The sequence below is a fragment of the Streptomyces sp. NPDC087422 genome, from assembly GCF_044744145.1.
Taxonomy (GTDB): Bacteria; Actinomycetota; Actinomycetes; order Streptomycetales; family Streptomycetaceae; genus Actinacidiphila.
In genome coordinates this window covers 123,145-146,258 of record NZ_JBIUXT010000008.1, presented here as the reverse complement: position 1 = coordinate 146,258, position 23,114 = coordinate 123,145, and the positions used below count along the sequence as shown (strand labels likewise).

The 23,114-nt window shown below is 73.5% G+C and carries 17 protein-coding genes; 13 read left to right on the top strand and 4 right to left on the bottom strand.

The window, feature by feature from the left end; genetic code table 11:
• Positions 1-66 precede the first annotated feature (66 nt).
• From ACIO6U_RS25260 to ACIO6U_RS25250, 3 genes are all read left to right on the top strand, one after another.
• On the top strand, positions 67-978 hold the full coding sequence (locus ACIO6U_RS25260; protein ID WP_401722485.1) for an oxidoreductase: 912 nt from the start codon (positions 67-69) through the stop codon (positions 976-978).
• A 145-nt stretch (positions 979-1,123) separates the two neighbouring features.
• Positions 1,124-1,648, top strand: a complete 525-nt coding sequence (locus ACIO6U_RS25255; RefSeq protein ID WP_401722483.1) for a hypothetical protein — start codon at positions 1,124-1,126, stop codon at positions 1,646-1,648.
• Positions 1,649-1,725: 77 nt separating this feature from the next.
• Complete coding sequence (locus ACIO6U_RS25250; protein ID WP_401722480.1) at positions 1,726-4,224, top strand: tetratricopeptide repeat protein; 2,499 nt, start codon at positions 1,726-1,728, stop codon at positions 4,222-4,224.
• Positions 4,225-4,339: 115 nt separating this feature from the next.
• Here the strand turns inward: ACIO6U_RS25250 and ACIO6U_RS25245 are convergent, their stop codons facing one another.
• Positions 4,340-5,098, bottom strand: a complete 759-nt coding sequence (locus ACIO6U_RS25245; RefSeq protein WP_355346062.1) for a DeoR/GlpR family DNA-binding transcription regulator — start codon at positions 5,096-5,098, stop codon at positions 4,340-4,342.
• Between the two features lie 234 nt (positions 5,099-5,332).
• Between ACIO6U_RS25245 and ACIO6U_RS25240 the strand changes: the two genes are divergently transcribed.
• From ACIO6U_RS25240 to ACIO6U_RS25215, 6 genes are all read left to right on the top strand, one after another.
• On the top strand, positions 5,333-6,154 hold the full coding sequence (locus ACIO6U_RS25240; protein WP_355346065.1) for an endo alpha-1,4 polygalactosaminidase: 822 nt from the start codon (positions 5,333-5,335) through the stop codon (positions 6,152-6,154).
• A 198-nt stretch (positions 6,155-6,352) separates the two neighbouring features.
• Complete coding sequence (locus ACIO6U_RS25235) at positions 6,353-7,735, top strand: ABC transporter substrate-binding protein (RefSeq protein WP_401310835.1); 1,383 nt, start codon at positions 6,353-6,355, stop codon at positions 7,733-7,735.
• Positions 7,736-7,743: 8 nt separating this feature from the next.
• Positions 7,744-8,760, top strand: a complete 1,017-nt coding sequence (locus ACIO6U_RS25230; protein ID WP_355345765.1) for a sugar ABC transporter permease — start codon at positions 7,744-7,746, stop codon at positions 8,758-8,760.
• Entirely contained in the window at positions 8,757-9,662 is a 906-nt protein-coding gene (locus ACIO6U_RS25225; RefSeq protein ID WP_401722476.1) for a carbohydrate ABC transporter permease, read from the top strand. The genes ACIO6U_RS25230 and ACIO6U_RS25225 overlap by 4 nt, the downstream gene beginning before the upstream one ends.
• A gap of 120 nt (positions 9,663-9,782) precedes the next feature.
• On the top strand, positions 9,783-10,808 hold the full coding sequence (locus ACIO6U_RS25220; RefSeq protein ID WP_391045498.1) for a PfkB family carbohydrate kinase: 1,026 nt from the start codon (positions 9,783-9,785) through the stop codon (positions 10,806-10,808).
• Positions 10,805-12,160 (top strand): alpha-glucosidase/alpha-galactosidase, encoded by a 1,356-nt coding sequence (locus tag ACIO6U_RS25215; protein ID WP_355345756.1) that lies wholly within the window; start codon positions 10,805-10,807, stop codon positions 12,158-12,160. Before ACIO6U_RS25220 ends, ACIO6U_RS25215 begins: the two co-directional genes overlap by 4 nt.
• Before the next feature lie 114 nt (positions 12,161-12,274).
• Here the strand turns inward: ACIO6U_RS25215 and ACIO6U_RS25210 are convergent, their stop codons facing one another.
• Both ACIO6U_RS25210 and ACIO6U_RS25205 read right to left on the bottom strand, forming a co-directional pair.
• Complete coding sequence (locus tag ACIO6U_RS25210) at positions 12,275-13,186, bottom strand: hypothetical protein (protein WP_391162115.1); 912 nt, start codon at positions 13,184-13,186, stop codon at positions 12,275-12,277.
• Positions 13,187-13,364: 178 nt separating this feature from the next.
• Positions 13,365-13,568: a hypothetical protein gene (locus ACIO6U_RS25205; protein ID WP_391162114.1), complete on the bottom strand. Its 204-nt coding sequence runs from the start codon at positions 13,566-13,568 to the stop codon at positions 13,365-13,367.
• Between the two features lie 473 nt (positions 13,569-14,041).
• On the opposite strand from ACIO6U_RS25205, the gene ACIO6U_RS25200 reads away from it, so the two are divergent.
• From ACIO6U_RS25200 to ACIO6U_RS25185, 4 genes are read left to right on the top strand one after another with little or no spacing between them, the layout of a single operon-like run.
• Positions 14,042-15,244: an acetyl-CoA carboxylase biotin carboxylase subunit family protein gene (locus tag ACIO6U_RS25200; protein WP_401722471.1), complete on the top strand. Its 1,203-nt coding sequence runs from the start codon at positions 14,042-14,044 to the stop codon at positions 15,242-15,244.
• The gene (locus ACIO6U_RS25195; RefSeq protein WP_401722468.1) at positions 15,241-17,181 is read left to right on the top strand and encodes an IucA/IucC family protein; all 1,941 of its coding nucleotides are present in this window, start codon (positions 15,241-15,243) and stop codon (positions 17,179-17,181) included. Before ACIO6U_RS25200 ends, ACIO6U_RS25195 begins: the two co-directional genes overlap by 4 nt.
• Entirely contained in the window at positions 17,181-19,004 is a 1,824-nt protein-coding gene (locus tag ACIO6U_RS25190; protein ID WP_401722466.1) for an IucA/IucC family protein, read from the top strand. The genes ACIO6U_RS25195 and ACIO6U_RS25190 overlap by 1 nt, the downstream gene beginning before the upstream one ends.
• Positions 19,001-20,269 carry a type III PLP-dependent enzyme gene (locus ACIO6U_RS25185; protein ID WP_401722463.1) on the top strand — a complete coding sequence of 423 codons (1,269 nt, stop codon included), beginning with the start codon at positions 19,001-19,003 and terminating at the stop codon, positions 20,267-20,269. Before ACIO6U_RS25190 ends, ACIO6U_RS25185 begins: the two co-directional genes overlap by 4 nt.
• 90 nt (positions 20,270-20,359) lie before the next feature.
• Here the strand turns inward: ACIO6U_RS25185 and ACIO6U_RS25180 are convergent, their stop codons facing one another.
• Positions 20,360-22,951, bottom strand: coding sequence for an alpha-L-rhamnosidase C-terminal domain-containing protein (locus ACIO6U_RS25180; RefSeq protein ID WP_401722460.1), 2,592 nt, complete (start codon positions 22,949-22,951; stop codon positions 20,360-20,362).
• Positions 22,952-23,114 lie beyond the last annotated feature (163 nt).

Below are 23,114 nucleotides of genomic sequence, written 5' to 3'. Positions count from 1 at the left end.
TGTGGCCTGAATGTCACCTCGACGTCCCTCGGGGGCGACTGTGGGCCGCCGTGGGAGAATCCTCCGATGACTTCTGGGACGACGATCACCGCGGACGCCGCGGGCACGTGGACGCTCGGCGATCTGACCGTCAACCGGATGGGCTTCGGGGCGATGCGGCTGCCGCAGGACGGCAGGGCGTTCGCTCCCGACAGCGGCTCCAGCGACCGCGAGCGCGCGATCGGCGTGCTGCGGCGCGCGGTCGAACTCGGTGTGAACCACATCGACACCGCCGCCTTCTACTTCTCCGCCCTGCGCTCGGCCAACGAGCTGATCAACCGGGCGCTGGCGCCGTACCCCGACGACCTCGTCATCACCACCAAGGTCGGCCCGGGGCGCGACCCTTCGGGCGCCTGGCTGCCCGCCGCGACGCCCGCGCAGTTGCGCGGACAGGTCGAGGAGAATCTGCGGCAGCTCGGCCGGGACCACCTCGACGTGGTCAACTACCGCAATCAGGGCGCGGACTCCATCGCCGAGCACTTCGGCGCGCTCGCCGAACTGCGCGAGCGCGGGCTGATCCGCCACCTCGGGATCTCCAACGTCGGGCCGCGCCACCTCGCCGAGGCCCGCGCCATCGCGCCGGTGGTGTGCGTACAGAACAAGTACGCGCTCGGACTGCCCGGCGAGGACGACGACTTCCTGGACCTGTGCGGTGAACAGGGCGTCGCCTTCGTGCCGTTCTTCGCCATCGCGGGCGCGGGCCGCGAGTCGGGGGCGGGCGCCGCGGAGAGCGAGCAGGTACTGGCCGCGGCCCGCGCCCACGGCGTGACCGCCGCCCAGATCAGGACCGCCTGGACACTCCAGCGCGGCCCGCACGTCCTGGCCATCCCCGGCACCGGCAACCCCGACCACCTGGTGGAGAACGTGGCCGCGGGCGCGCTGCGGTTCACCGCCGACGAACTGGCCGCCCTGGACGCGCTGCACCACGGGGGCGCCTGAGGAGCCGAGGCCCGGCCGGGACCGGAGTTGACGCGTGTGCACCGTGGGTCGTCTGTGGAATCGTGTGCCCGCGGTGCCAATTCGCGACGGCTTGCCGAGATCGGATGCCGGGCCGCGCGCGGCTGGCTACCGTCGGTGGAGACGAGTGAGCGCATGGGGGTACGGGGTGACGGGTGTCGAGGCCGCGGTCGGCCATGTCTGCGTGTGGCTCACGTGGCGAGCGAGCGGTGCCGAGCAGCGGCGGCACGACCTGGACGAGGTCCAGGTCGGCGAACTCGACCGGCTGTACTCGCTGGTCCGCGTGCTGCTCGGCGAGGACCCCGCCCTGCGGCTGGCCACCGAGGAGTGCGCCGCCCCTGACGGCGCGGTCACCGAGCGGACCAGGCGCCGCCTGACCGACGCGCTCGACGAGGCCGTCGAGCGGGACGCGGCGCTGGCCACGGCGCTCCGGCAGGCGGTGGACCGGCTGCGGGACCGCCCCTACGGCGGCGGACCGCCGGGCGGCCCGCCCGCCGGGACGGCGGCGGCCACCGGTGACGGGATCGCGGTCGGCGGCGACGTCGACGTACGAGCCCGGGACGGGTCCGCGGCGTCGTTACGGATGGGGGACGTACGGATGGGGGACGTACGGATGGAAAACCCTCCTCTGCCGGGTCCGCCCCAGGGCTGAGCGCACCCGGAGCCGTCCCCGCCCCTTTGTCCGCGCCGCCGTACGCACCGCCCGCACCGCCGTACGCACCCGCGCCGGTGGCGCCGCCGCGCGCCCCGGAGCCTTCGGACACCGTCCCGACGCTGCCGATGCTGCCCGCGGCCACCCCGTCGCGGGTCCCCGCCGAGGGCCGGAGCCGCACGGAGGCCGAGGCCCGGCCCCGTACCGACGCCGAGGCCCGGTCCCAGGCGGCCCCGGTCCCTGCCCCGGCCCCTTCCGCCGTCACCGCGGCCGGCGGCGGTGTCGCGGCGGGCGTCGCGGGGGACATCCACCAGCACCACCACTGGCATGTCGTGCCGCGCTCGCCGGTCAACTGGCCGGTCAGGGTCGGCGTGGTGCCCCGGTCGGCCGACTGGTTCCAGCACCGGGACGTGATCCACGCCCTGGACACCGCGCTGACCGGCCCCGGCACCGCCGTGGTCTGCCAGGTGCTCACCGGCATGGGCGGCGTCGGCAAGACGCAGCTCGCCGCCCGGCGCGCCCACCACGCCTGGCGGGCGGGCGAGGTCGACCTGCTGATGTGGGTCACGGCCTCGACGCGGCAGGCCGTCATCGACGCGTACGCCGACGCCGCCGCGCGGGTGCTGCACATCGAGCGGGACGAACCGGCGCGCGCCGCGCAGGAGTTCCTGGCCTGGCTGGAGCCCGGCCCCGGCGCGGCGGCCGGACACTGCCGCTGGCTGCTGGTCCTCGACAATGTGACGGACCCCGCCGACCTCACCGGCCTGTGGCCGCCCGACCACCCCCTCGGCCGTACGGTCGTCACCACCCGCAGCCGGGACGCCGCCCTGACCGGCGCCGGCCGCCGCATGGTGACCGTCGGCCTGTTCACCCCGCGGGAGGCGACCGGCTATCTGACGGAGGCGCTCGCCGCGCGCGGCCGGGTGGAGGCGCCCGAGGAGGTCGCGCTGCTCGCCGAGGACCTGGGCAGACTGCCGCTGGCCCTGTCCCAGGCCGCCGCGTATCTCATCGACGCCGACATCGGCTGCCACGACTACCGCGCGCTGCTGGCGAACCGGGCCCGGCTGGCCGACCTCAGGCCGCCGACCCTGCCCGACGACCAGACCGCGGGCGTGGCCGCCGTCTGGTCGCTGTCGGTGGACCGCGCCGACGCCCGCGGTCCCCGGGGTCTGGCCAGGTCCCTGCTGGAGCTGGCCGCGCTGCTCGACCCGAACGGCATCCCGCAGCCGGTGCTCACCAGCGGGCCGGTCCGCGACCACCTCACCCGCGTCGTGCGCCGGGCCGCCCCCGAGCAGTGCCCGGCGCGCGGGATCACCGAGCAGCAGACCGTACGGGCCCTGCGCGATCTGCACGGGCTCAATCTGATCGACCACACCCCGAAGACCGGGCACCGGGCGGTCCATGTCCACCAGCTCATCCAGCGGGCCGTCCGGGACACGCTCGGCGAGGCGGACCACGACGCGCTGGCCCGTACCGCGGCCGACGCACTGACCGCGGTCTGGCCCGAGGTCGAGCGCGACACCGACCTCGCGCAGGCGCTGCGCGCCAACACCACGGCGCTGACCGGCAAGGCGGAGAGCGCCCTGCACCGCCCGCACGCGCACGCGCTGCTCTACCGGGTCGGCGAGAGCCTGGGCGTCGCGGGCCAGGTGGCCGCCGCGGCCGGGCACTTCAGGCTGCTGGCCAGGACCACCCACCAGCACCTGGGCCCCGACCACCCCGACACCCTCGCCGCCCGGCACGACCTGGCGTACTGGCGGGGCGCGGCGGGCGACGCGCAGGGCGCGATCAGTGCCTTCCGCGAACTGTTCGCGGACCGGCTGCGGGTGCTCGGCCCCGACCACCCGCACACGCTCACCACCCGCGGCAACATCGCCTACTGGAGCGGCGAGGCGGAGTACGCGCAGGACGCGGAGGACGCCGCCACCGCGCTGGAGGAGCTGCTGGCGGACCGGCTGCGGGTGCTGGGCCCCGATCATCCGGACACGCTCAGCACGCGGCACAACATGGCCCGGCTGCGCGGTCGCGCGGGGGAGACGGCCGAAGCGGCGGAGGGGCTACGGGAGTTGCTGGTCGACATGGTGCGGGTGCTGGGCCAGGACCACCCCGACACCCTGACCACCCGGCACGACCTGGCCTACTGGCAGGGGCGCGCGGGGGACGCCGAGGGCGCGGCGCGCGCCTTCGAGGAACTGCTGGCCGACGCGGCGCGGGTGCTGGGCCCGGACCATCCGGACACGCTCACCACCCGGCACAACATCGCGCGGCTGCGCGGCCGGGCCGGGGACGTCAGCGGCGCGGCGCGCGCCTTCGAGGAGCTGCTGGCGGACCGGCTCCGCGTGCTGGGCCCGGACCATCCGCACACGCTCACCACCCGGCACAATGTCGCGCGGCTGCGGGGGCGGGCGGGGGACGCGGCAGGCGCGGCGCGCGCCTTCGAGGAGCTGCTGGTCGACATGGAGCGGGTGCTCGGTCCCGAGCACGGCGACACGGTCATCACCCGGCACAACATCGCCTACTGGCGTGAGGAGTCGGAGGTGCTGACCCTGCGCGTCAGGCGCGCCCCGGCGCCGTGAACGACGGTCGGCGCGCCCCGGCACCCTGAAACAGCGGTCGGCGCTTCCCGGCACCCTGAACAGCGGTCGGCGCGCCCCCGCACAGCACGCGGCCGACCGTGGCGAGGAGAAGCGCTCAGCCGACCGTCACCCGTACGCCCGCGCCCGCGATACGGGCCAGCTCGGCGTCCGGCGCCGCGCCGTCGGTCACCAGGTCGTGGATCTCGGCGAGCGGGCAGATCTTGGCGAGCGTGGCCCGGCCGATCTTCGTGTGGTCGGCGACCACGACCGTACGGTCGCTGTTGTCGGCGAAGGCGCGGTCGGTGCCGCCCTCCAACTGGTCGTGCGTGGTGCAGCCGTGGGCCGCGCTGATGCCGTCGACGCCGAGGAAGGCGATGTCGGTGTGGTAGCTGGCCAGGGTCTTCTCGGCGATCGGGCCCACCAGCTCATAACTGGCGTTTCTGGCGTTGCCGCCGATCACGACGAGCGTCACGTGCTTGTGCAGAACCAACTCGGCCGCGATGTTCACGGCGTTGGTGACGACGGTGAGCGGTCCGCGGGCGGCCAGCAGCCGGGCCACCTCCGTCACCGTACTGCCGCCGTTCATGCCGACCACCGCGCCGTCCGGCACCAGGGCCGCCGCCGCCCTCGCGATGGCCTGCTTCTCCGGTCGGCTGCGGCCCGCGCGGTGCTGGAGCGGGACCTCCAGGTCGACCGGGCCGACCGCCGCCCCGCCGTGGGTGCGGCGCAGCAGGTGGAGTTCGCTCAGGTGCTGGAGGTCGCGGCGGACGGTGGCCGTGGAGACGCCGAGCAGCCGGGACAGCTCGTGGACGTCGATGCCGCCCCTGGCGGAGACATGCTCAAGTATGCGCGCATGACGCTCAGTTCTCAGCATGCGTGCAGCATAATGCGCACTCCGATGCGTAAGTGAGCATGATTTGCGCAGAAGAGGGCGGTTGACATGACGAATTCTGCGCGGTTAACTCCTGGCGAACGTCGGAGTTGAGCACCGACGTCAGAGGTACGCCTAGCCGGTGGGCGGCCGTGCGCCGCAAGCCCGGACAAAGTCGCCAGGATCGCTGTCAGCGTCCGAGGCGGGGACGTACCCCCCATCATCAGGAGCTCGATGATGCGCATGAATCGTGTCCGGTCCCGTCGGAGTCTGGCCGCCCTCGCGGCCGTCGCCGCAGTCGTGGCTGTCCCCTCACTCGCTCCCGATTCCGCAGGGGCCGCGCCCCAGTCCGTCTCCCCGCCTCCGGCGCACGCCGGATTCGACTACCAGATCGGGGGCCCCTACACCCCGCCCGCCGGTGTCTCCGTGGTCAGCCGCGACTACACCGCTCCGGCCGCCGCCGGGGTCTACAACATCTGTTACGTCAACGCCTTCCAGGCCCAGGAGGGCGCCGAGGGCCAGTGGGACGCCGACCTGCTGCTGCGGGACTCCAAGGGCGCCGTCGTCAAGGACAAGGACTGGAACGAGGCGATCCTCGACATCCGCACCGCCGACAAGCGGCAGCGGATCGCCGCCAAGGTCAACGGCTGGGTCGACCAGTGCGCGGCCAAGGGCTTCCAGGGCGTCGAACCCGACAACTTCGACACCTACGACCGCTTCTCCGGCTACCTGACCAAGGCCGAGGCCGAGTCGTACATCAAGCTCCTCTCCGCCCACGCGCACTCCAAGAACATGGCGATCGCGCAGAAGAACACCCCGCAACTGTCCGGCGACCGGGTCGCCAACGGCCTGGACTTCGCCGTCGCCGAGGAATGCGCCACGTACAACGAGTGCGGCGACTACACCTCCGGCTTCGGCAACAACGTGATCGTCATCGAGTACACCGCCAAGGGCCTCCAGAAGGCGTGCTCGGGTTACGGCACGAAGCTCAGCGTCGTCCGCCGCGATGTGGACGTCGTACCGCTGGGCACCAGCGGATACGTCCGCCAGACCTGCTGACCCGCTGAACCCGCCGACCGGCTGTTCCGCCCGCCCGGCCGACCACGCCGGCCGTCGGGACCGCCGGCCGGCCGCGGCCGGCCCGGTGCGCCGCCCCCGTCGGCGCACCGGGCCCCCGCCGCCCGGCACGGGCAACGGCCCCGCCCCCCAGCCGCCGCCCGGCACCCGCACTCGCACTTCCGCCTTCTGGAGGCACCGATGACCGCAGGCCCCGTCCTGCCCCGCAGCCCGCTCCCCGGCGACCCGCCGCCCGCCGGGCACCCGCGCCGGGACACCGGACTCTCCCGCCGTGACGTCCTGCGCCGCGGCACAGGACTGCTCTCCGGCGCCGCCGCGGGCGCGCTACTCGCGGGCTGCGGCACCGGCGAGAGCGACGGCGTGGGCGCGGACGGCCGGGTCACCGTCGAGCTGTGGCACGGCCAGACCGACACCGGCCGCGCCGCGATCCAGCAACTGGTGGCCGAGTTCAACCGCACCCACCCGAAGATCAGGGTCGACCCCGGCGGCGGCGTCCTGTCCGACGCCATGCTCCAGAAGGTCACCGCCGCGCTCGCCTCCGGCTCGTACCCCGACATCGCCTACATCTTCGGCTCGGACCTGGCCAGCATCGCCCGCAGCCCCAAGGTCGTGGACCTCACGGCGACGATGGCCCACGGCCCCACCCCCTGGAACGACTTCTGGACCCCGGCCCGCGAGGCCGTCACCGTCAACAAGCGGGTACGCGCCGCGCCCGCGCTCATCGACTCGCTCGCCGTCGTCTGCAACAAGAAGCTCTTCGCCCGCGCCGGAGTGCCGCTGCCCGAGCCCGGCTGGACCTGGGACGAGTTCACGGCCACCGCGAAGAAGCTCACCAGCCACGCCGACGGCACCTTCGGCACCGGCTGGCCGGGCGTCGGCGACGAGGACACCGTCTGGCGGATCTGGCCGATGATCTGGGACCTCGGCGGCGAGGTCATCTCCGCCGACGGCCACGGCATCGGCTTCGAGGACACCGGCGTCCGCGCCCTGGAGACCATCGCCACCCTCGCCTCCGACAAGAGCGTCTACATCGACCCCAAGCCCGGCAGCGAGCAGATGTACCAGGTCTTCCTCTCCGGCCGGATGGGCATGGTCCCCACCGGCCCCTGGCAACTGCCCGACGTCATCCAGGCCAAGATCGACTACCACGTCGTCCCGCTGCCCAGCTACAGCGGGAAAGAGGTCACCATCTCCGGGCCCGACACCTGGACGGTCTTCGACAACGGCTCGGCGCGCGTCGCCGCCGCCCGCACCTTCGTCGAGTGGCTGATCCAGCCGCCGCAGGACGTGCGATGGGACATCCAGGCCGGCAGCCTCCCGCTCAGCCGCAGCACCCAGGCGCTGCCCGCGTGGCAGGACCGCAGCTCCCGCACGGAGGGTCTGTCGGTCTTCACCAAGGCCCTGGAGACCGCGCGGGTACGCCCCGCCCACCCCGCCTACCCGCAGATCTCCGAGGCGCTCGGCCAGGCGATCACCGCGGTGCTGCTCGGCCGCAGCACCCCCGCCAAGGCACTGCGCGACTGTGCGCACGAAGCCAACGCCGCACTGCTCATCCCGCGTTGAGGAGACCCATGTCGAGAACCACGCCGCGGCTGCTGCCCCGGCACAGGCCGGGCCCCGCGCAGCGCCGCCCCGCCCCGCTCACCCTGTCCGACCAGGACCGCGACCGCGAGCACGCACAGCAACTGCGCGCCCGCCGCCGCAGGCTGCGCGGCGAGTCCGCGACCGCGTGGACCTTCATCGCGCCCTCGATCGTGGTCATCCTCGGCCTCAGCGTCGTCCCCGTGGTCTGGTCGCTGCTGCTGTCCTTCCGCGCGGACGACCTGGTCACCCCCAGCCGCTGGGTGGGCCTGGCCAACTACCGGGCCCTGTCCAAGGACCCGCACTTCAGCCAGGCGGTGCGCAACACCCTGGAGTACACCGCGCTCTACGTCCCGCTGAGCATGCTGCTGGGCCTGGCGCTCGCCCTCGCGCTCAACCGGCGCATCCGGCTCGTCGGCGTCTACCGCACCCTGATCTTCGTACCGTTCGTCATCTCGGCCACCGCGCAGGGCGTGCTGTTCTCCTTCATCCTCGACCCGCAGTTCGGCGCCGCCAACTCCGTACTGCACTCCATCGGCGTCTCCCCGCAGGGGTTCCTCACCGATCCGTCGCAGGCCCTCCTCGTCCTCGTCGCGATCTCCCTGTGGAGCGGCACCGGCTTCTGCGTCGTGGTCTACCTCGCCGCGCTCCAGGACGTGCCGCAGTCCCTCATCGAGGCCGCCAGACTCGACGGGGCGGGACGCCGCCAACTGCTGCGCCACGTCGTGCTGCCGACGCTCACCCCGGTCAACGTCTTCCTGCTGCTGTGGCAGACCATCAACTCCCTCCAGGTCTTCGACCTCGTCTACGTCACCACCAAGGGCGGACCGCTCGGCTCCACCACCGTGATCGTCTACTTCATCTGGGAGCAGGCGTTCAAGAACTTCACCGCCGGTTACGGGGCAGCCGCCGCCTACGTGCTCGCGCTCGCCCTGCTGGTGATCGCCGTCGGCACGCGGGCCCTGCGCCGCCGCGAGCCCGTACGCCTCGAAGGAGCCCCGCGATGACCGTCACCTCAGCCCTGCCCGACGCGGCGCCGCCCGGCGCCGAGAACGCCGACGCCCCGCGGCCGAGCGCGCCCCGCCCCCGGCGGTCGCGGCTGCCCTTCAGCGGCTGGCACCTGCTGCTCGCCCCGCTCGCCCTGCTCTTCGCGGTCCCGCTGATCTGGCTGCTGGTCAGCTCGGTGATGAGCAACGCCGAGATCAACCGCTTCCCGCCCGCGCTGTGGCCCTCCCGCATCGACCTCGGCGGCTACCGCTACGTGCTCGGCAACGCGCTGTTCCCGCGCTGGTTCGCCAACTCGCTGATCGTCTCCGTCGTCGCGGTCGTCTCCAACCTCGTCTTCGGCGCGCTCGGCGGATACGCCTTCGCCCGGATGCGGTTCGCCGGCTCGCGCACCCTGCTGGTGCTGATGCTGGCCACCATGGCGATCCCGTTCCAGCTCACCATGATCCCGACCTTCCTGGTGATGAAGCGGCTCGGCCTGATCGACACCCTCGGCGCGCTCATCGTGCCGTCGCTGGTCACGCCCTTCGCGGTCTTCCTGCTGCGGCAGTTCTTCCTCTCGCTGCCCAGGGAGCTGGAGGAGGCCGCGTGGATCGACGGCTGCTCACGGCTGCGCGTGCTGCTGCTCATCGTGCTGCCGCTGTCACGGCCCGCGCTGAGCACGGTCGCGGTGCTGACCTTCCTCAGCACCTGGAACGACCTGACCTGGCCGCTGATCGCCATCAACCACGACACGCAGTACACGCTGCAACTCGGCCTGACCACCTTCCAGGGCCTGCACCACACCCGCTGGTCCGCGGTGATGGCGGGCAACGTCCTGACCGTCCTGCCGGTGCTGCTCGCCTTCCTCGCGGCGCAGAAGCAGTTCATCCAGTCGATCACCTCCAGCGGCCTGAAGGGCTGACGGGACACCGCCTCGTCGCCCGAGGACGGACGGACCCGCTCCGTCGCCCGAAGGGACGACGGGACACCGCCCGGACTCCCGCCGCCGGACTTCCGCCCCACCACCACAGAAAGCCAGCTCATGCCGGACACGTTCGACCTGCTCGTCATCGGGGACGCCAATCCCGACATCGTCCTGGGGCCGCTGGACGCCCCGCTCGCCTTCGGCCAGCGCGAACAGCTCGTCCCCACCGGCCTGCTGACCCTCGGCGGCTCCGCCGCGATCATGGCGTGCGGCGCCGCCCGGCTCGGCCTGAAGGTCGCCATCGCCGGCCGGATCGGCGACGACGACACCGGCCGGTACGTCCGTACCGCCCTGGCCGAGCGCGGCGTCGACACCGCGGCGCTGCGGGTGGACCCGGACCTGCCGACGCCGCTGACCACCGTGCTCACCCGCGGCGACGACCGCGCCATCCTCACCGCGCCCGGCACCCTCACGGCCACCGTCGGCGCCGACGTGCCCCAGGCGCTGCTCGCGCACAGCCGCCATGTGCACGCCGCCTCGTACTTCCTGCTGCCGGGACTCGCGACCGCGCTGCCCGACCTCTTCCGCACCGCCCGCGCGCACGGCGCCACCACCTCGCTCGACACCAACGACGACCCGGCGGGCGACTGGGACCCGGCCGGAATCGCCGCGCTGCTCCCCGTCACCGACATCCTGCTGCCGAACGCCAGGGAGGCGTGCGCCCTGGCGGCCGGCGGGGAGGCCGCGTCCGGTGACCCCGAGGCGCACGGGAAGATCCCGGCGGGGGACCCCGAGCCCGCCGACGTCGAGCGGGCCGCGGCCCTGCTCGCCGCGCGCGGTCCGCTGGTGGTGGTGAAGAACGGCGCGGACGGCGCCCTGGCCCACGACGGCCGCGGCCCGCTGCGCGCCCCCGCCGTCCCCGTACGGCCGCTCGACACCGTCGGCGCGGGCGACAGCTTCGACGCCGGCTTCGTCGCCGCCACCCTGGCGGGCCTGCCCCTGGCAGCCGCCCTCGCCCTGGCCGCCGCCTGCGGCGCCCTGTCCACCCGAGCGCACGGCGGCACCACCGCCCAACCCACCTGGGACGAGGCGCTCGGCGCCTCCCGCGCCGCCACCACCCGCAACGGAAAGAACCCGTCATGAGCACAGCCAGCACCACACCCCGCACGACGACCAGCGGCGCCACCCGTACGACCAAGATCGCCTTCATCGGTGCCGGAAGCGTCGTCTTCACCCAGGGCCTGCTCGCCGACCTCTTCGCCTTCCCCGAGCTCAAGGACGTGCACATCGCGCTGCACGACATCGACGCCGAGCGGCTGGCCACCGCCGACGGGGCGGCACGGCACATCGCGGCCGAGCGCGGCGCGGCGCCGCTGATCACCGCGCACGCCGAGCGCCGCGCGGCCCTGGAAGGCGCCGACTTCGTCATCAACATCATCCAGGTCGGCATGGGCGAGGCGACCCGTACCGACTTCGACGTCCCCGCCCGCCACGGCCTGCGCCAGACCATCGGCGACACTCTCGGCGTCGGCGGCATCTTCCGCGCGCTGCGCACCTTCCCCGTCCTGCGGGAACTCGGCCGGGACATCGCGGAGGTCTGCCCCGACGCCTGGCTGCTCAACTACACCAACCCGATGGCGATGAACGTGCAGTACCTCGCCGAGGCCACCGGACTGACCCGGGTCGTCGGCCTGTGCCACTCGGTGTACTGGACGATGCACGACCTCGCGGAACTGCTGCGCATCCCGCTGGAAGAGGTCACTTACCACGCGGCGGGCGTCAACCACCAGGCGTGGGTGCTGCGCTTCGAGTACCAGGGCGAGGACGTCTACCCGCGGCTCGACGCGCTCATCGCGCAGGACCCGCAACTGCGCCGCAGGGTCCGCGTCGACATGTACCGGCGGCTCGGCTACTACCCGACCGAGACCAGCGAGCACTCCTCCGAGTACGTGCCCTGGTACCTGCACCACGACAGCGAGATCGAGCGGCTGCGGCTGCCCGTCGGCGCGTACCTCGGCATCGTGGACGAGAACGTCGCCGCGTACGAGAAGACCCGCGCCGCGCTCGCCGCCGGACTCCCGCTGCCGGTCGAGGGCACGATGGAGTACGCGCCGCAGGTGATCCACAGCATCACCACCGGCACCCCGCGCACCATCTACGGCAATGTGCCCAACCACGGCCTCATCGACGACCTCCCGGCCGCCGGTACGGTCGAAGTGCCGTGCCTGGTCGACGCGTTGGGCGTCCAGCCCACCCGGATCGGCGCGCTGCCGCCGCAGTGCGCCGCGCTGAACCGCACCTACCTCAGCACCACCGACCTCGTCGTCCGCGCCGCGATCGAGGGCGACCCCCGCCACATCCGGCACGCCGCCATGACCGACCCGGCGACGGCCGCCTCGCTCCCCGTCGAACGGATCTGGGAGCTGTGCGACGACATGGTGCGCGCCCACGGTGACGCGCTCCAGCCGGAGTTGCGAGCCGTCCTGGGCACGTGAGGCGGCGGGCCGCGCGCCGGGCCGGTGGGCTGAGTCGGCCCGACGCGGCCCGGCTCCACGCGGCCCGGCTCCACGCGGCCCGGCTCGGCCCGGTTCGGTTCGACGGGGCTCGGCTCAGTGCGCGAGGGCGCTCATCAGGTGGCGCATGGCCCGGATGAGCGCCGGGCGCAGCGCGATGGTGTCGGCGGGGGTCGCCTCGATGGGGGAGCCGTCGGCGTTCAGCGGGCGGGCGGCCACGCCGTTCCACTGCTTGATGCCGTCCACGCTGAGCGAGAAGACGGCGCCGCCGTGCCGGACGGTGACGGCCTGCCGCGCGGTGCCGTAGATCGTGAACGCCTGGTCGCCGAGGCCGCGCAGCGCCTTGGTGACCTCGGGCGAGTCGGTCATGAACAGGAAGTCGCCGGAACCCGCGGTCGTGGGGTCGGGGACGATCACATGCGAGAGGTCGGCGAATTCGGCGTGCACGTCGGACTTCTTGTGCAGGTCGACGGTGACGGTGACCGTGTACGTCGTCTCCCAGTCGCCGCTCCCGGTCACCGACGTGGTCAGGGTGCAGGCGGCGTGATCGAGGGCGGGACCCTTGGTGATCACGGGGATGCCCTGGAGGAATTCGGTGCCGAAGGCGTCGGACAGCGGCTGGAGATTGTCGCTGGTGCACGGGTTGTCCGCGAGGTGATAGCCGTGCAGGTCCGGCCGCGGGCCGCCGTACCCGGTGAACTGGAGGACCGCGAGCCAGACCGCCGACGCCGTGACGACGCCGCCGAGCGCCCACAGCACGCGGCCCCGGCGTCCCTCGGGCCGTGGCCGCCAGGGTTTGAGGGTCGGTCCTCTGTCCTCGCCGCCGTGACCGCCGCCCGTGTCGCGGACGCGGTACGGGTCCGCGGGGGAGCGCGGCGGCGGGAGGCGGGTGCGCAGCCGGGAGAGCGCGGAGCGCAGCGACGGCGGCGCGTGGCCCGCGCCGCTCAGGATGTCGGGGGCGGGGCGGTCGGGCTCCGGCTCCTCGACCATCTCCGGCTCGGTGATCATGCCGAATCCCCTCGTCGCGGTGTGCCGGACACTGTACGGCGGGGCGGACGCCGCATCGGGACCCCTGCTCCCAGGCTGCCCATGGGCGGCGGCGGGTAACAGGCGGGTTCGCGCCAGGGGGGATCGGGGCCGGACGGGTGCGGTGCCGGGGGAGTGCGGGCCGGGCGTCGGGCCGCGGTCAGCCGCCGGTCTCCGCGCCGCCGTTGTCCCCGTCCTCCGGGAGGTCCGCCTCGACCCCGTTCGCGCGGGCGATCCGGAGCGCGTCGTCCAACTCGTCGCAGGCCACGGCCAACGCGTACGCGTCCCCCGCCCGCCCCGCGGCGGCCACCGCCTCCCGAGCCACGCGCACCCGCTCCAGCATCGCCTCGGCGAAACCGTCCACCCGGACCTCCATCCGACGTCATCGGCCGCCCTCCGCCCTGGCCCCGATCGCACGGAGAGCCAGGGGAGATCGCGGATCTCCGGACATGCTAACGACGCCGCCGCGGCCCGGCGCCACCCGAACCCCCGTATGGCGTAGGGCGGTTCGGCCCGCTTCACCTGCTGTCCAAGGTCCGTCCACCGCCCGTCCGCGCTCGGGTCGGACGGTGGACGGACGGCGTGCGAGCCGGGGCGGCGGCGGACCTCCGGGCACGGCGGAAATCGGTGTCGCGCGCGCCGGTCGGTGGACATGATCGGATCAGCGGACAGCATGAGAATCGCACCGACGCGCCGGTGCCCACGGCCGTCAACCGGCGCCGCGCCGGGGCGAATTGACAGAGTTAGGCATGCCTAACCTAGGCTCGTCGCGCCCCTGGTCATCGGTCGTCCCACGACCGTCGGCCCGAATGACTGCGCGCCCGGAAGTGGACCCCCATGCGGCTCTATGTGCTGGCTCTGAACCCGACCGACTCGGTCACCGAGGGATTCCTCCCGGCCGCCCGCCGCCTCGGCCTGGACGTCACGGTCCTCACCGACCAGCCCGCCGCGCACCGGGCCGCGTACGGCGACGATCCGGCGGTCGGCGTCCTGGAGTGCGACGTACGCGACTTCCGCGCCGTCATCACCCGCGTCTCCGCCTATCGGCCGCCGGACGCCGTCTTCACCAACAGCGACCACCTCCAGGTCCAAGCCGCCCTGGCCGCCGACTACTTCGGCCTGCCCGCCAAGAGCTGGCAGGCCGCGCTGCGCACCAAGGACAAGGCCGAGACGCGCCGGGTCCTGGCCGCCTCGGGCGTCGACACGGTGTGGTCGGCGCAGGTGCCCGCGGGCCAGGACCCGGCGGCCTGCCTCGCCGGACTCGACGTGCCGTACCCCTGCGTCGTCAAACCGCGCGAGGGCGTGGCGAGCGAGGACGTCGTACGCGCCGAGGACCCGGCGGACCTGGAGCGCCGCGTCCGGCGGATCCAGGCCGACCGGCCGGGCGCCGCACTGGTCGTGGAGGAGTTCCTGCCCGGCGAACTGCTCACCCTGGAAACCCTCGGCGACGGTACGACCCGCCATGTGCTGGGCGGCTTCCGCACCACGCTGTCCCCGCCGCCGTACTTCATCGAGGAGCGGCTGACCTTCGTCCCCGCGCACCCCGCGCCCGTCGTCGACCAGGTCCTCGCCCAACTCGACGCCCTCGGTGTCGGATTCGGCGCCTGCCACACCGAATTCGTGCTGCACGAAGGGCGCGCGCGCCTGATCGAGGTCAACTACCGCGCCATCGGCGACCAGTGCGACCTGCTGCTGGCCGAACTGCTCGACCTGCCGCTCTTCGAACACATCCTCCGCACCCATCTGGGCGAACCCCTCCCGGCCGACCTGCGCACCGCGACCGGCCGCGCCGCCCGGCTCGACTACCCCTACGCGCGGCAGGCGGGCACCCTCACCGCCGCCCCCGGCCCGGCCGACCTGACGGCCGACGGCGTGCGCCTGACCTACCGGCCGTTGCGGGCGGTCGGCGAACGGCATCCGCTGCACCGCACCAACCGCGACCTGCTGGGCGTCGTCCGGGCCATCGGACCCGACGAGGACGCCGTGGAGCGGGCCGTCACCGGCTTCCTCGCCGAGCACCGCTGGGAGATCACCCCGTGACGGTGACCGGCCGGGCCGCCGGAGACGAAGAACGCGCCCTGCTGCTCGACGTGTTGAGCACGCTGCTGCGCGAGGACGTCGTGCGCCTGCGCACCGGCAGCGCCCTTGTCCGCCGCCCAGACGGCGACTGGCTGCGACTGCCGGTCCCCGAGGCCGGCTCGGACGGCGGGGCGGCAGCGCTGCGGCATCAGAGGGCCGAGGCGGAATCGGGCCGGGGGTCAGCCGCGCTGCGACTGCCGGTCCCCGAGGCCGATGCGGACGCGCTGCCGCTGCCGCTGCCCGTGACCGACCCGGCAGGGGAGGAGTCGGCGCTCCTGCTGCCGGTCACGGCGGACGGCTTCCAGAGCGAGTACGCCGCCCGGCTTCCGCTGCTGCTCCAGGAGCCCGGCGGGCGGGAGTTGACGACCGGCGAGGACGTCCTGGCGGCGCTGCGCACTCTCGCGGCGCCCGAGGACCGCGCGGGCTTCACCGCCTTCGCGGACGAGTACCGGGACGCGCTGACCGCCCTGCGGCTGCGGACCGCGACCCGCGCCGACACCGTTGCCCGGCTCACCGCACGCCACGGCGGCGACCCCGCCGGGTGGACCGGACTCACCGGCGCCCTCGCGTACGACACCCTGGCCGCCCGGCACGGCCACCCGGTGCACCCGACCTCCGCCGCCCGCAGCGGACTGACGGAACATCAACTGCTCGCCCACGCGCCCGAATTCGCGCCACGCTTCGCCCTGCGCTGGCTCGCCCTGCCCAGGGAGGCCGTCACCGTGCAGGGCGCGGACGGCGATCGGGCACCCGACGGCCTCGGCCTCGGCGATCTGCGGCCGTCCGCCCTCACCCTCGGCCTGCCGCAGGAGCTGGACGGCACCCATGTCGCTTTCCCCGTCCACCCCCTCACGGCGGACGGCCCGCTGCGGGACGCGCTGCGCGCCACCGGCCTCGACGGCAGGTCCGTACTGGCCGACCGCACCTACTTGGACGTGGCGCCCACACTTTCGACCCGCACCGTCGCGGTCCTCGCCGACCCCGGCACCCACCTCAAACTGCCCCTGGCCACCTCGACGTTGGGGCTGCTCAACCGGCGCACGATCAAACCGGGCAGCCTGATCGACGGCGCGGCCGGGCAGCGGCTGCTGGAGGCGGTGACCGCGCGCGAACCGCGCTTCCGCGACAGCGTGCTGCACGCCGACGAGACCCGGTTCGCGCACGCGGGCCACGAACTCCTCGCCGTGCTCGTCCGCCGCCACCCGCCCGGCCTCGACGGCTGCGCCGTCCTGCCCATGGCCGCGCTGCTCGCCGAGGCCCCCGACGGCCGGCCGGTCATCGACCACCTCGCCGACCGCTACTACGGCGGTGACCCGCTCGCCCTGCTCGACGCGGTCCTCACCCTGCTCCTCGACTGGCAGACCACGCTCTTCGGATACGGCATCGCCCTGGAGTCCCACCAGCAGAACATCTCGCTGCTGCTGGACGACCCCGAAGGCCGCACCCGGCTGCGCCTGCTCCTCAAGGACGACGACGGCCTGCGCGTCAACCGCGTGCGGCTGCGCGCGGCCCTCGGCCCCGACGCGCCGGAGCGCGCCGCCTTCGACGACCCGCGCATCCTGGTCGACGACGACGGCCCGGTGGCCGACCTGTTCACCACCATCACCGTCCATCTGTGCGCGGGCGCCTACGCGTTCGCCCTCGCGCGGCTCGGCCGCGCCCCGCTGGAAGACCTGCTCGACCGCGTACGCGACCTGCTCGACCGGGCCGCGCGGCGGCTCGGCACCGGGCCGGGCGAAGCGGGCGAGACCCTGCGCGCGCGTGTGCTCGACGCACCGCGCCTGCCCGTCAAAGCGATGGTGAGCGCGGGCACGCTGCTCACCAAGGACCGCTCAGGAGCCACCGACATCAACAAGCACTACACCACCGGACCCAACTACCTTCTGCGGAGCCGTTGATGACGCTGCCCACCATCACCGGACCCGCCGACTGCGCCCGGCACGCGGGACTGCCCGACGCGGACCGGGCCGTGGCCCACACCCTGCTGAACTGCCTGCTCCGCGAGGTGTCGGGGCCCGAGCACCAGACCGCCGTCATCGACGGCCGCCTGCTGGTACGGCTGCCCCGCACCGGAGTACGGCTGCGGGTCGCGCTGCGCCGCACCTCACTGCTCGGCGCGCACCGCTTCGCGGGACCGGTCACGGAACAGACCGGCCACGACGACTGGACCGAGATCGACTGGCGACGGCTGGCCGAACACACCCACGCCGAGCTGACCTCGCTCACCGGCGTGCCCAACGACGAATTCCTCGACCAGGTGGAGTCCAGCCACCACGGAGTCGCCACCGCGCTGCGCGCCCCGCGCCCCGTCGCGGCCGGTCTCCCGCTCGCCGGATACCTCGCCTCCGAACAGTCGCTCGTCTACGGCCACCGCTTCCACCCGGCCCCCAAGTCCCGTGGCGGCGACCCCGGTTCATGGGCCGCCTACGCACCGGAGACCTCGGCGTCCTTCCCGCTGCGGCTGCTCGCCGTGCGCGAGGATCTGACCGTCCAGGAGTGCGCCGAGCCCGGCGCCACCGACCCGCTGGACCGGCTCGCGGCCGTGCCCACGGGCTACCGGCTGCTGCCCGCCCACCCCTGGCAGTACGACCTGCTGCGCCGCCACCCCGCGCTGCGCGCCGCCCTGGACCGCCGCGACGTGCTGGACCTGGGCCCCGGCAGGACCCGTTTCGCCGCCACCGCCTCCGTCCGCACCCTCTACGACGGCGACACCTTCCTCAAATTCAGCCTCAATGTGCGGATCACCAACTGCCTGCGCAAGAACGCCAGTTACGAACTGGCCGGGGCCGTCGCCCTGACCCGGATGCTGCGGCCCGCCTTCGCCGACCTCGCCGCCCGCTTCCCCGGCGCCGACGTCCTGCGCGAGCCCGCCTACCGCAGCCTGGCCCTGCCCGGCCGCGACGGCCGCCCCGACCAGTCGCTGCTCGAAGGCTTCGGCGTGATCGTCAGGGAAGGGCTCGACCGGAGGCTCGGGCCCGGCGGCACCGCGCTGCTGGCCGCCGCCGTCGCCGACGAGTACCCGACAGGACCGGGGCACATCTCCCGGCTGGTCGCGGACGGCGGCCCGGCGGCGGCCCTGCGCTGGTGGCGCGCCTACCTGCGGCTGCTCGTACCCCCGGTGCTTGCCGCCTACTTCGACCACGGCGTGGTGCTCGAACCCCACCTCCAGAACGTGCTGGTCTGCGTCGACACCGACGGCGACCCCGTCCAGGTGCTCTTCCGCGACCTGGAGGGCACCAAACTGGTCCCCGAACTGCTCTCGAGCCCCTGCGCCGACGCGCTCGCCGCGCTGCCGCCCGAGGTCGCGGAGCCCCTGCGCTACGACGCCGACCGGGGCTGGGACCGGGTGGTCTACTGCCTGCTGGTCAACCACGTCGCCGAGATGCTGGCCGCCCTCGCCGACCTCCACCCGGACACCGAACCCGCCCTGTGGGCCGAGGTCCGCCGCGCCATCCGCGACCACGCGGACGAGCACGGCCATCACCCCCGGCTCGACGCCCTGCTCGCCGGAGCGCCGCTGCCCGCCAAGGCCAATCTCCTCACCCGCTGGGAACGCGCGGCCGACCGGTTCGCGGGATACGTACGCCTGCCGTCACCCCTCGCCGAGGACGTCCTGCCGGCACCGCTCGCCGGGCACGCCCTTCCGGCACCGGACGGCGGACCCGGACACCCCGTGCGCGGCGCCGACCGCGATCCCGACGACGCGAGGACGCAGTCATGACCGCACCCGCACCCGCACCTGTCGCCGTCCCCGACTCCGTACGGACCACGGCTCTCGCCCTTCCGACCGCCCAACTGCCCTCCTACCTCTACGACCTGGCGGCGCTGCGCGCGCACGCGGCGGCCGTGCGGGCGGCGCTGCCCGAGCGGGCGGAGCTGTACTACGCGGCGAAGGCCAACCCGGAGCCGGAGATCCTGGCGGCGCTCGGCCCGTACGTGACCGGCTACGAGGTCTCGTCCGGCGGCGAGGCCGCCCATGTGGCGGCGGCGGTGCCGGGCCGCCCGCTGGCCTTCGGCGGACCGGGGAAGACCCCCGCCGAGATCACGGCCGCGCTCGACCTCGGCGTGGACCGCTTCCACGTGGAAAGCGCGTACGAACTGCGCGTGCTCGCGCATCTCGTGGCCGCGCGCGGGACCCGCGTCGGCGTGCTGCTGCGCTTCAACCTCGCTGTCGCACCGGGGGAGTTGGCGACGGGAGTGCTGGCCATGGGCGGCGGACCCTCGCCCTTCGGCCTCGATCCGGCGCAGGCCGACGCGGCCGTCCGCGCGCTCACCGACGGCAGCCATCCGCACCTCGAACTGTTCGGTGTGCACGCCCATTTGGCCAGCGGCCTCCCGGCGCCGCGATTGCTCGCCGTCGCCGAGGCCGTGGTCGCCTGGGCGAGTGACCTCACGGCGCGGCACGGCGTCCCGCTCCGGGAGGTCAACGTCGGCGGCGGCATGGCCGTCGACTACACCCGCCCGGCGGACCGCTTCGACTGGGCCGCGTACGGCGAGGGGCTCGCCCGGCTGCTCGACGCCCACCCCGGACCGCTGCTGCGCATCGAACCGGGCCGCGCCCTGACGGCGTACTGCGGCTGGTACGCCACCGACGTGCTGGACGTGAAGCCCAGCCACGGCGAGGAGTTCGCGGTGCTGCGCGGCGGCACCCACCATCTGCGGACCCCGGCGGCCAAGGGCCACGACCAGCCCTGCGCGCTGCTGCCGGTCGACGACTGGCCACACCCGTGGCCGCGCTCGGCGGCCGACGGCGAACTGGTCACGCTGGCGGGCCAGTTGTGCACGCCCAAGGACGTGCTCGCCCGGCGGGTCCCGGCGGCGGGACTCCGCGCGGGCGACCGGGTGCTGTTCGCGCTCGCCGGGGCGTACGCCTGGAACATCTCGCACCACGACTTCCTGATGCACCCCCGGCCGACCGTCCACTACGTCGATTCCACGGATGTCCCGGATTCCACGGCTCTCCCGGAATCCACGGACCGCTCCTGAGACCGGCCTCTCCCGGCCCGTTCCTGAGACCGGCCTCTCCCGGCCCGGCCGAGGCGCCGGGTCCGGGAGAGGGCGTGTGCGGCGGACGGTTCAGGACGCCTTGCCGGTCACCGTGATCGTGTGGCTGCCCGCCGGGATGCCGCGCAGCGTCACCCGGCCGTCCTGGAGCGTGGCCTGGAAGGCGTGCGCCCCCGAGCCGTCCCAGGCGACCCGGCCGTCGACCTTGACGGTGACGCGCGTGCCCGTCGCGGGCAGGTCGACGACACCGGACGTCCCCTTGGGCGCCGTCAGGTCGAGCGTGAACTGCCGGTCACCGCCGCCGCGCTTCCAGTCGACGATCAACGGACCGTGCGGTGTGGGAAGTTGACCGCGTGCCCAGGTGACGGAGCCCGGGTGCGGTGCGACGCTCCAGGTGGCGAAGCCGGGAGTGACGGGCGTCGCGCCGAGCAGGTCGTTGGTCAGTGCCGGGACCACCCCGGTCGACCAGCCGTGCGCCGCCGAGGTGAAGCCGCCCTCGTACATCGAACCGCCCGGGCCGATGCCCTCCCAGTCGGTGATGCCGGGCCCGTGACCAGCCATCCAGCCGTACAGCCGCTTGATCTCGTCGATGGCGGAGTCGGCCTTGCCCGCCAGGAAGCGGGCCTGGATCTCGGGGTACGAGGTGAAGGCGTAGACCCGCTGGGAGCCGTCCGGGACCAGGGTGTTGTTGTCCATGAAGGCGTTGCCGTACGGCTGGGCGGTGGTCCGGGACAGGTGGTCGAGCGCCGAGGCGGCGCGCGTCGGGTCGGCGACCCCGGCGACCACGGCCAGGCCGTTGCCGTCCTGCCCGTGCCGTACCGGGCCTGTCGCCGAGTCGAGATAGGCGCCCGCCGCGCTGTCCCACAGACGGGTGTTGATCGCCGTGCTCACGGTGGCGGCGCGCTTCTGCCAGCGGTCGGCGTCCGCGCCGTGGCCCAGTGACGTCGCCAGCGCCGCCGCGTCCTTGAGCGCCTGGACGTAGAGGGTGTTGTAGTAGGTGACCTCGCCGCTGCGGGGCAGGAAGGCGTAGTCGCCGTAACCGTCGGTGCCGTTCAGGCCCTTGGACAGCAGGCCGTTGGCGTCGGTGACACTCGGGTACCAACTGTCCAGCGTCTTGACGAGGTTGGCGTAGTAGTCGCGGGCGTAGGCCGTGTCGCCGGTGTACAGCACGTAGTCCCAGCTACTGGTCACCCACCACAGCGGGTAGTCGAAGAGCGGGAGCGTGTAGTTGTTGATCGAGGCGGGCGGTATCCAGCCGTCGCCGCGCTGGTGGTCGGCGAGGTCGGCCAGCACGTTCTTGGCGGCGACCGCCGCGTCATGGGTCAGGTACGTGGTGCGGCCGGAGACCGCGACATCGCCCACGTACGGGTCGCGGTCGCGCTTGGCGCCGTCGTGCAGCACGAGCTTGCCGTCCAGCGTCGGGCTGTCGGCGTTGCGCGGGTCGACGTCTTCCGACCGGAAGGTGTCGGTGACCAGTTCGTTGGTGTACGAGGCGTCGTACCAGTACTGGTTCAGCTCGGCGTCCGAGGACTCGAACCAGCCGGTGTAGGAGTCCGGGGTGCCGAGGAACGGGGTGAAGTCGAGCGAGACACCGTCGATCCGCACGGTGCCCGACGGCTGCGCGAGCGGCGCGTCGGAGGGGAGCGCGTCCAGGCTGATCCTCATGTAGCGGAAGCCGTGCAGACCGTCGGCGCACACCTTCGTACCGCTCAGGCAGCTCTTGTGGTCGGTCCAGATCCCGCCCTGCCGGGGGACCGCGTACTGATCGGTGCCGGGGCCGCCGGAGACGTCGGAGCGCGTGTAGTCGGAGCGGTCGGTGAGGTAGTCGAGCGTCTCGGAGAAGGCCACCCGCACGCCGGGGCTGTTGTCCGAGGCGCCCGCGAAGCTGATCCGGGGGTAGCCGGAGACGACCTTGCCGAAGTCGAGCGTGACGCTGGGCACCGGCTCGGCGGCGACCAGCCCCGGCCACACCTCGTTGATCCTGGTGTACTCGCCCTTGCCCGAGGACTGGTCCTTGGTCACGGTGATCCGCACCCGCGCGGTGGTCACGGACGAGGAGAAGGCGACTGCGCGCCGCACGTCGGAGTTGCCGGTGACGGTGGCGCGGGTGGTCCAGGCAGAGCCGTCCCAGGTCTCGACGGTGAAGTCCTGCGGGACGCCGTCGCTGTTGGACAGCACCGTGATGCCGGGGAGCGTGACCGGGGTCGGGCTGGTGATCTCCAGCCAGGCGGGATACGTGGCCGCGTTCGCGTCGTTCCAGAACGTGTCGGTGTCGCCGTCGACCGCGTTGCCTGGCACGTAGGTACGGGGCTTGCCGTCGTTGCCGTTGTTGCCGTCGTGGTACGAGGAGGCGGTGGCCGTGGTGTCGGCCGGCCACGTCGGCTCGGGCTTGGGGGCGGGCCTGTTGAGGGTGGCGGTGCCCTTGCCGAGGACGCCCTGAGGGTGGGCGACGTCGCCGGTGGTGGCCGTCACGGCGACCGGCCGCACCTCGCGGCTCGACGGTGCCCGTACGTACTTCCGCCAGGAGGCGGAGTGGGGGGAGTTGGCGGAGGCCGGCCCCGACAGGGCCATGGTCGCGGTGAGCGCGCCGACGACGGCGACGGCCTGCGCGATGCGGACCGACCGTCGGGAGAGCGTGCCACGGAGGGGATGCGCAGAGGACAAGAGGGCTCCAGGTGTTCCACGAGCCGCGTCCCGCAGCCCGCACCACTAAGAACGATTCAATTCGGCGCCGCTGAACCTATGGCGCGATTGAACTGGGGGTCAATACATCCTTCGGCCAAGGCTTCGCATTGTCGCGGCGCTGAATTGAAACGTCATTGAAACG

Bases quoted from the DNA above. Each gene is read 5' to 3' on its own strand.
- ACIO6U_RS25190 (WP_401722466.1), top strand. From the start codon at position 17,181: ATGACGCTGCCCACCATCACCGGACCCGCCGACTGCGCCCGGCACGCG.
- ACIO6U_RS25245 (WP_355346062.1), bottom strand. From the start codon at position 5,098: ATGCTGAGAACTGAGCGTCATGCGCGCATACTTGAGCATGTCTCCGCC.
- ACIO6U_RS25200 (WP_401722471.1), top strand. From the start codon at position 14,042: ATGCGGCTCTATGTGCTGGCTCTGAACCCGACCGACTCGGTCACCGAG.
- ACIO6U_RS25230 (WP_355345765.1), top strand. From the start codon at position 7,744: ATGTCGAGAACCACGCCGCGGCTGCTGCCCCGGCACAGGCCGGGCCCC.
- ACIO6U_RS25185 (WP_401722463.1), top strand. From the start codon at position 19,001: ATGACCGCACCCGCACCCGCACCTGTCGCCGTCCCCGACTCCGTACGG.
- ACIO6U_RS25235 (WP_401310835.1), top strand. From the start codon at position 6,353: ATGACCGCAGGCCCCGTCCTGCCCCGCAGCCCGCTCCCCGGCGACCCG.
- ACIO6U_RS25240 (WP_355346065.1), top strand. From the start codon at position 5,333: ATGCGCATGAATCGTGTCCGGTCCCGTCGGAGTCTGGCCGCCCTCGCG.
- ACIO6U_RS25210 (WP_391162115.1), bottom strand. From the start codon at position 13,186: ATGATCACCGAGCCGGAGATGGTCGAGGAGCCGGAGCCCGACCGCCCC.
- ACIO6U_RS25260 (WP_401722485.1), top strand. From the start codon at position 67: ATGACTTCTGGGACGACGATCACCGCGGACGCCGCGGGCACGTGGACG.
- ACIO6U_RS25215 (WP_355345756.1), top strand. From the start codon at position 10,805: ATGAGCACAGCCAGCACCACACCCCGCACGACGACCAGCGGCGCCACC.
- ACIO6U_RS25225 (WP_401722476.1), top strand. From the start codon at position 8,757: ATGACCGTCACCTCAGCCCTGCCCGACGCGGCGCCGCCCGGCGCCGAG.
- ACIO6U_RS25220 (WP_391045498.1), top strand. From the start codon at position 9,783: ATGCCGGACACGTTCGACCTGCTCGTCATCGGGGACGCCAATCCCGAC.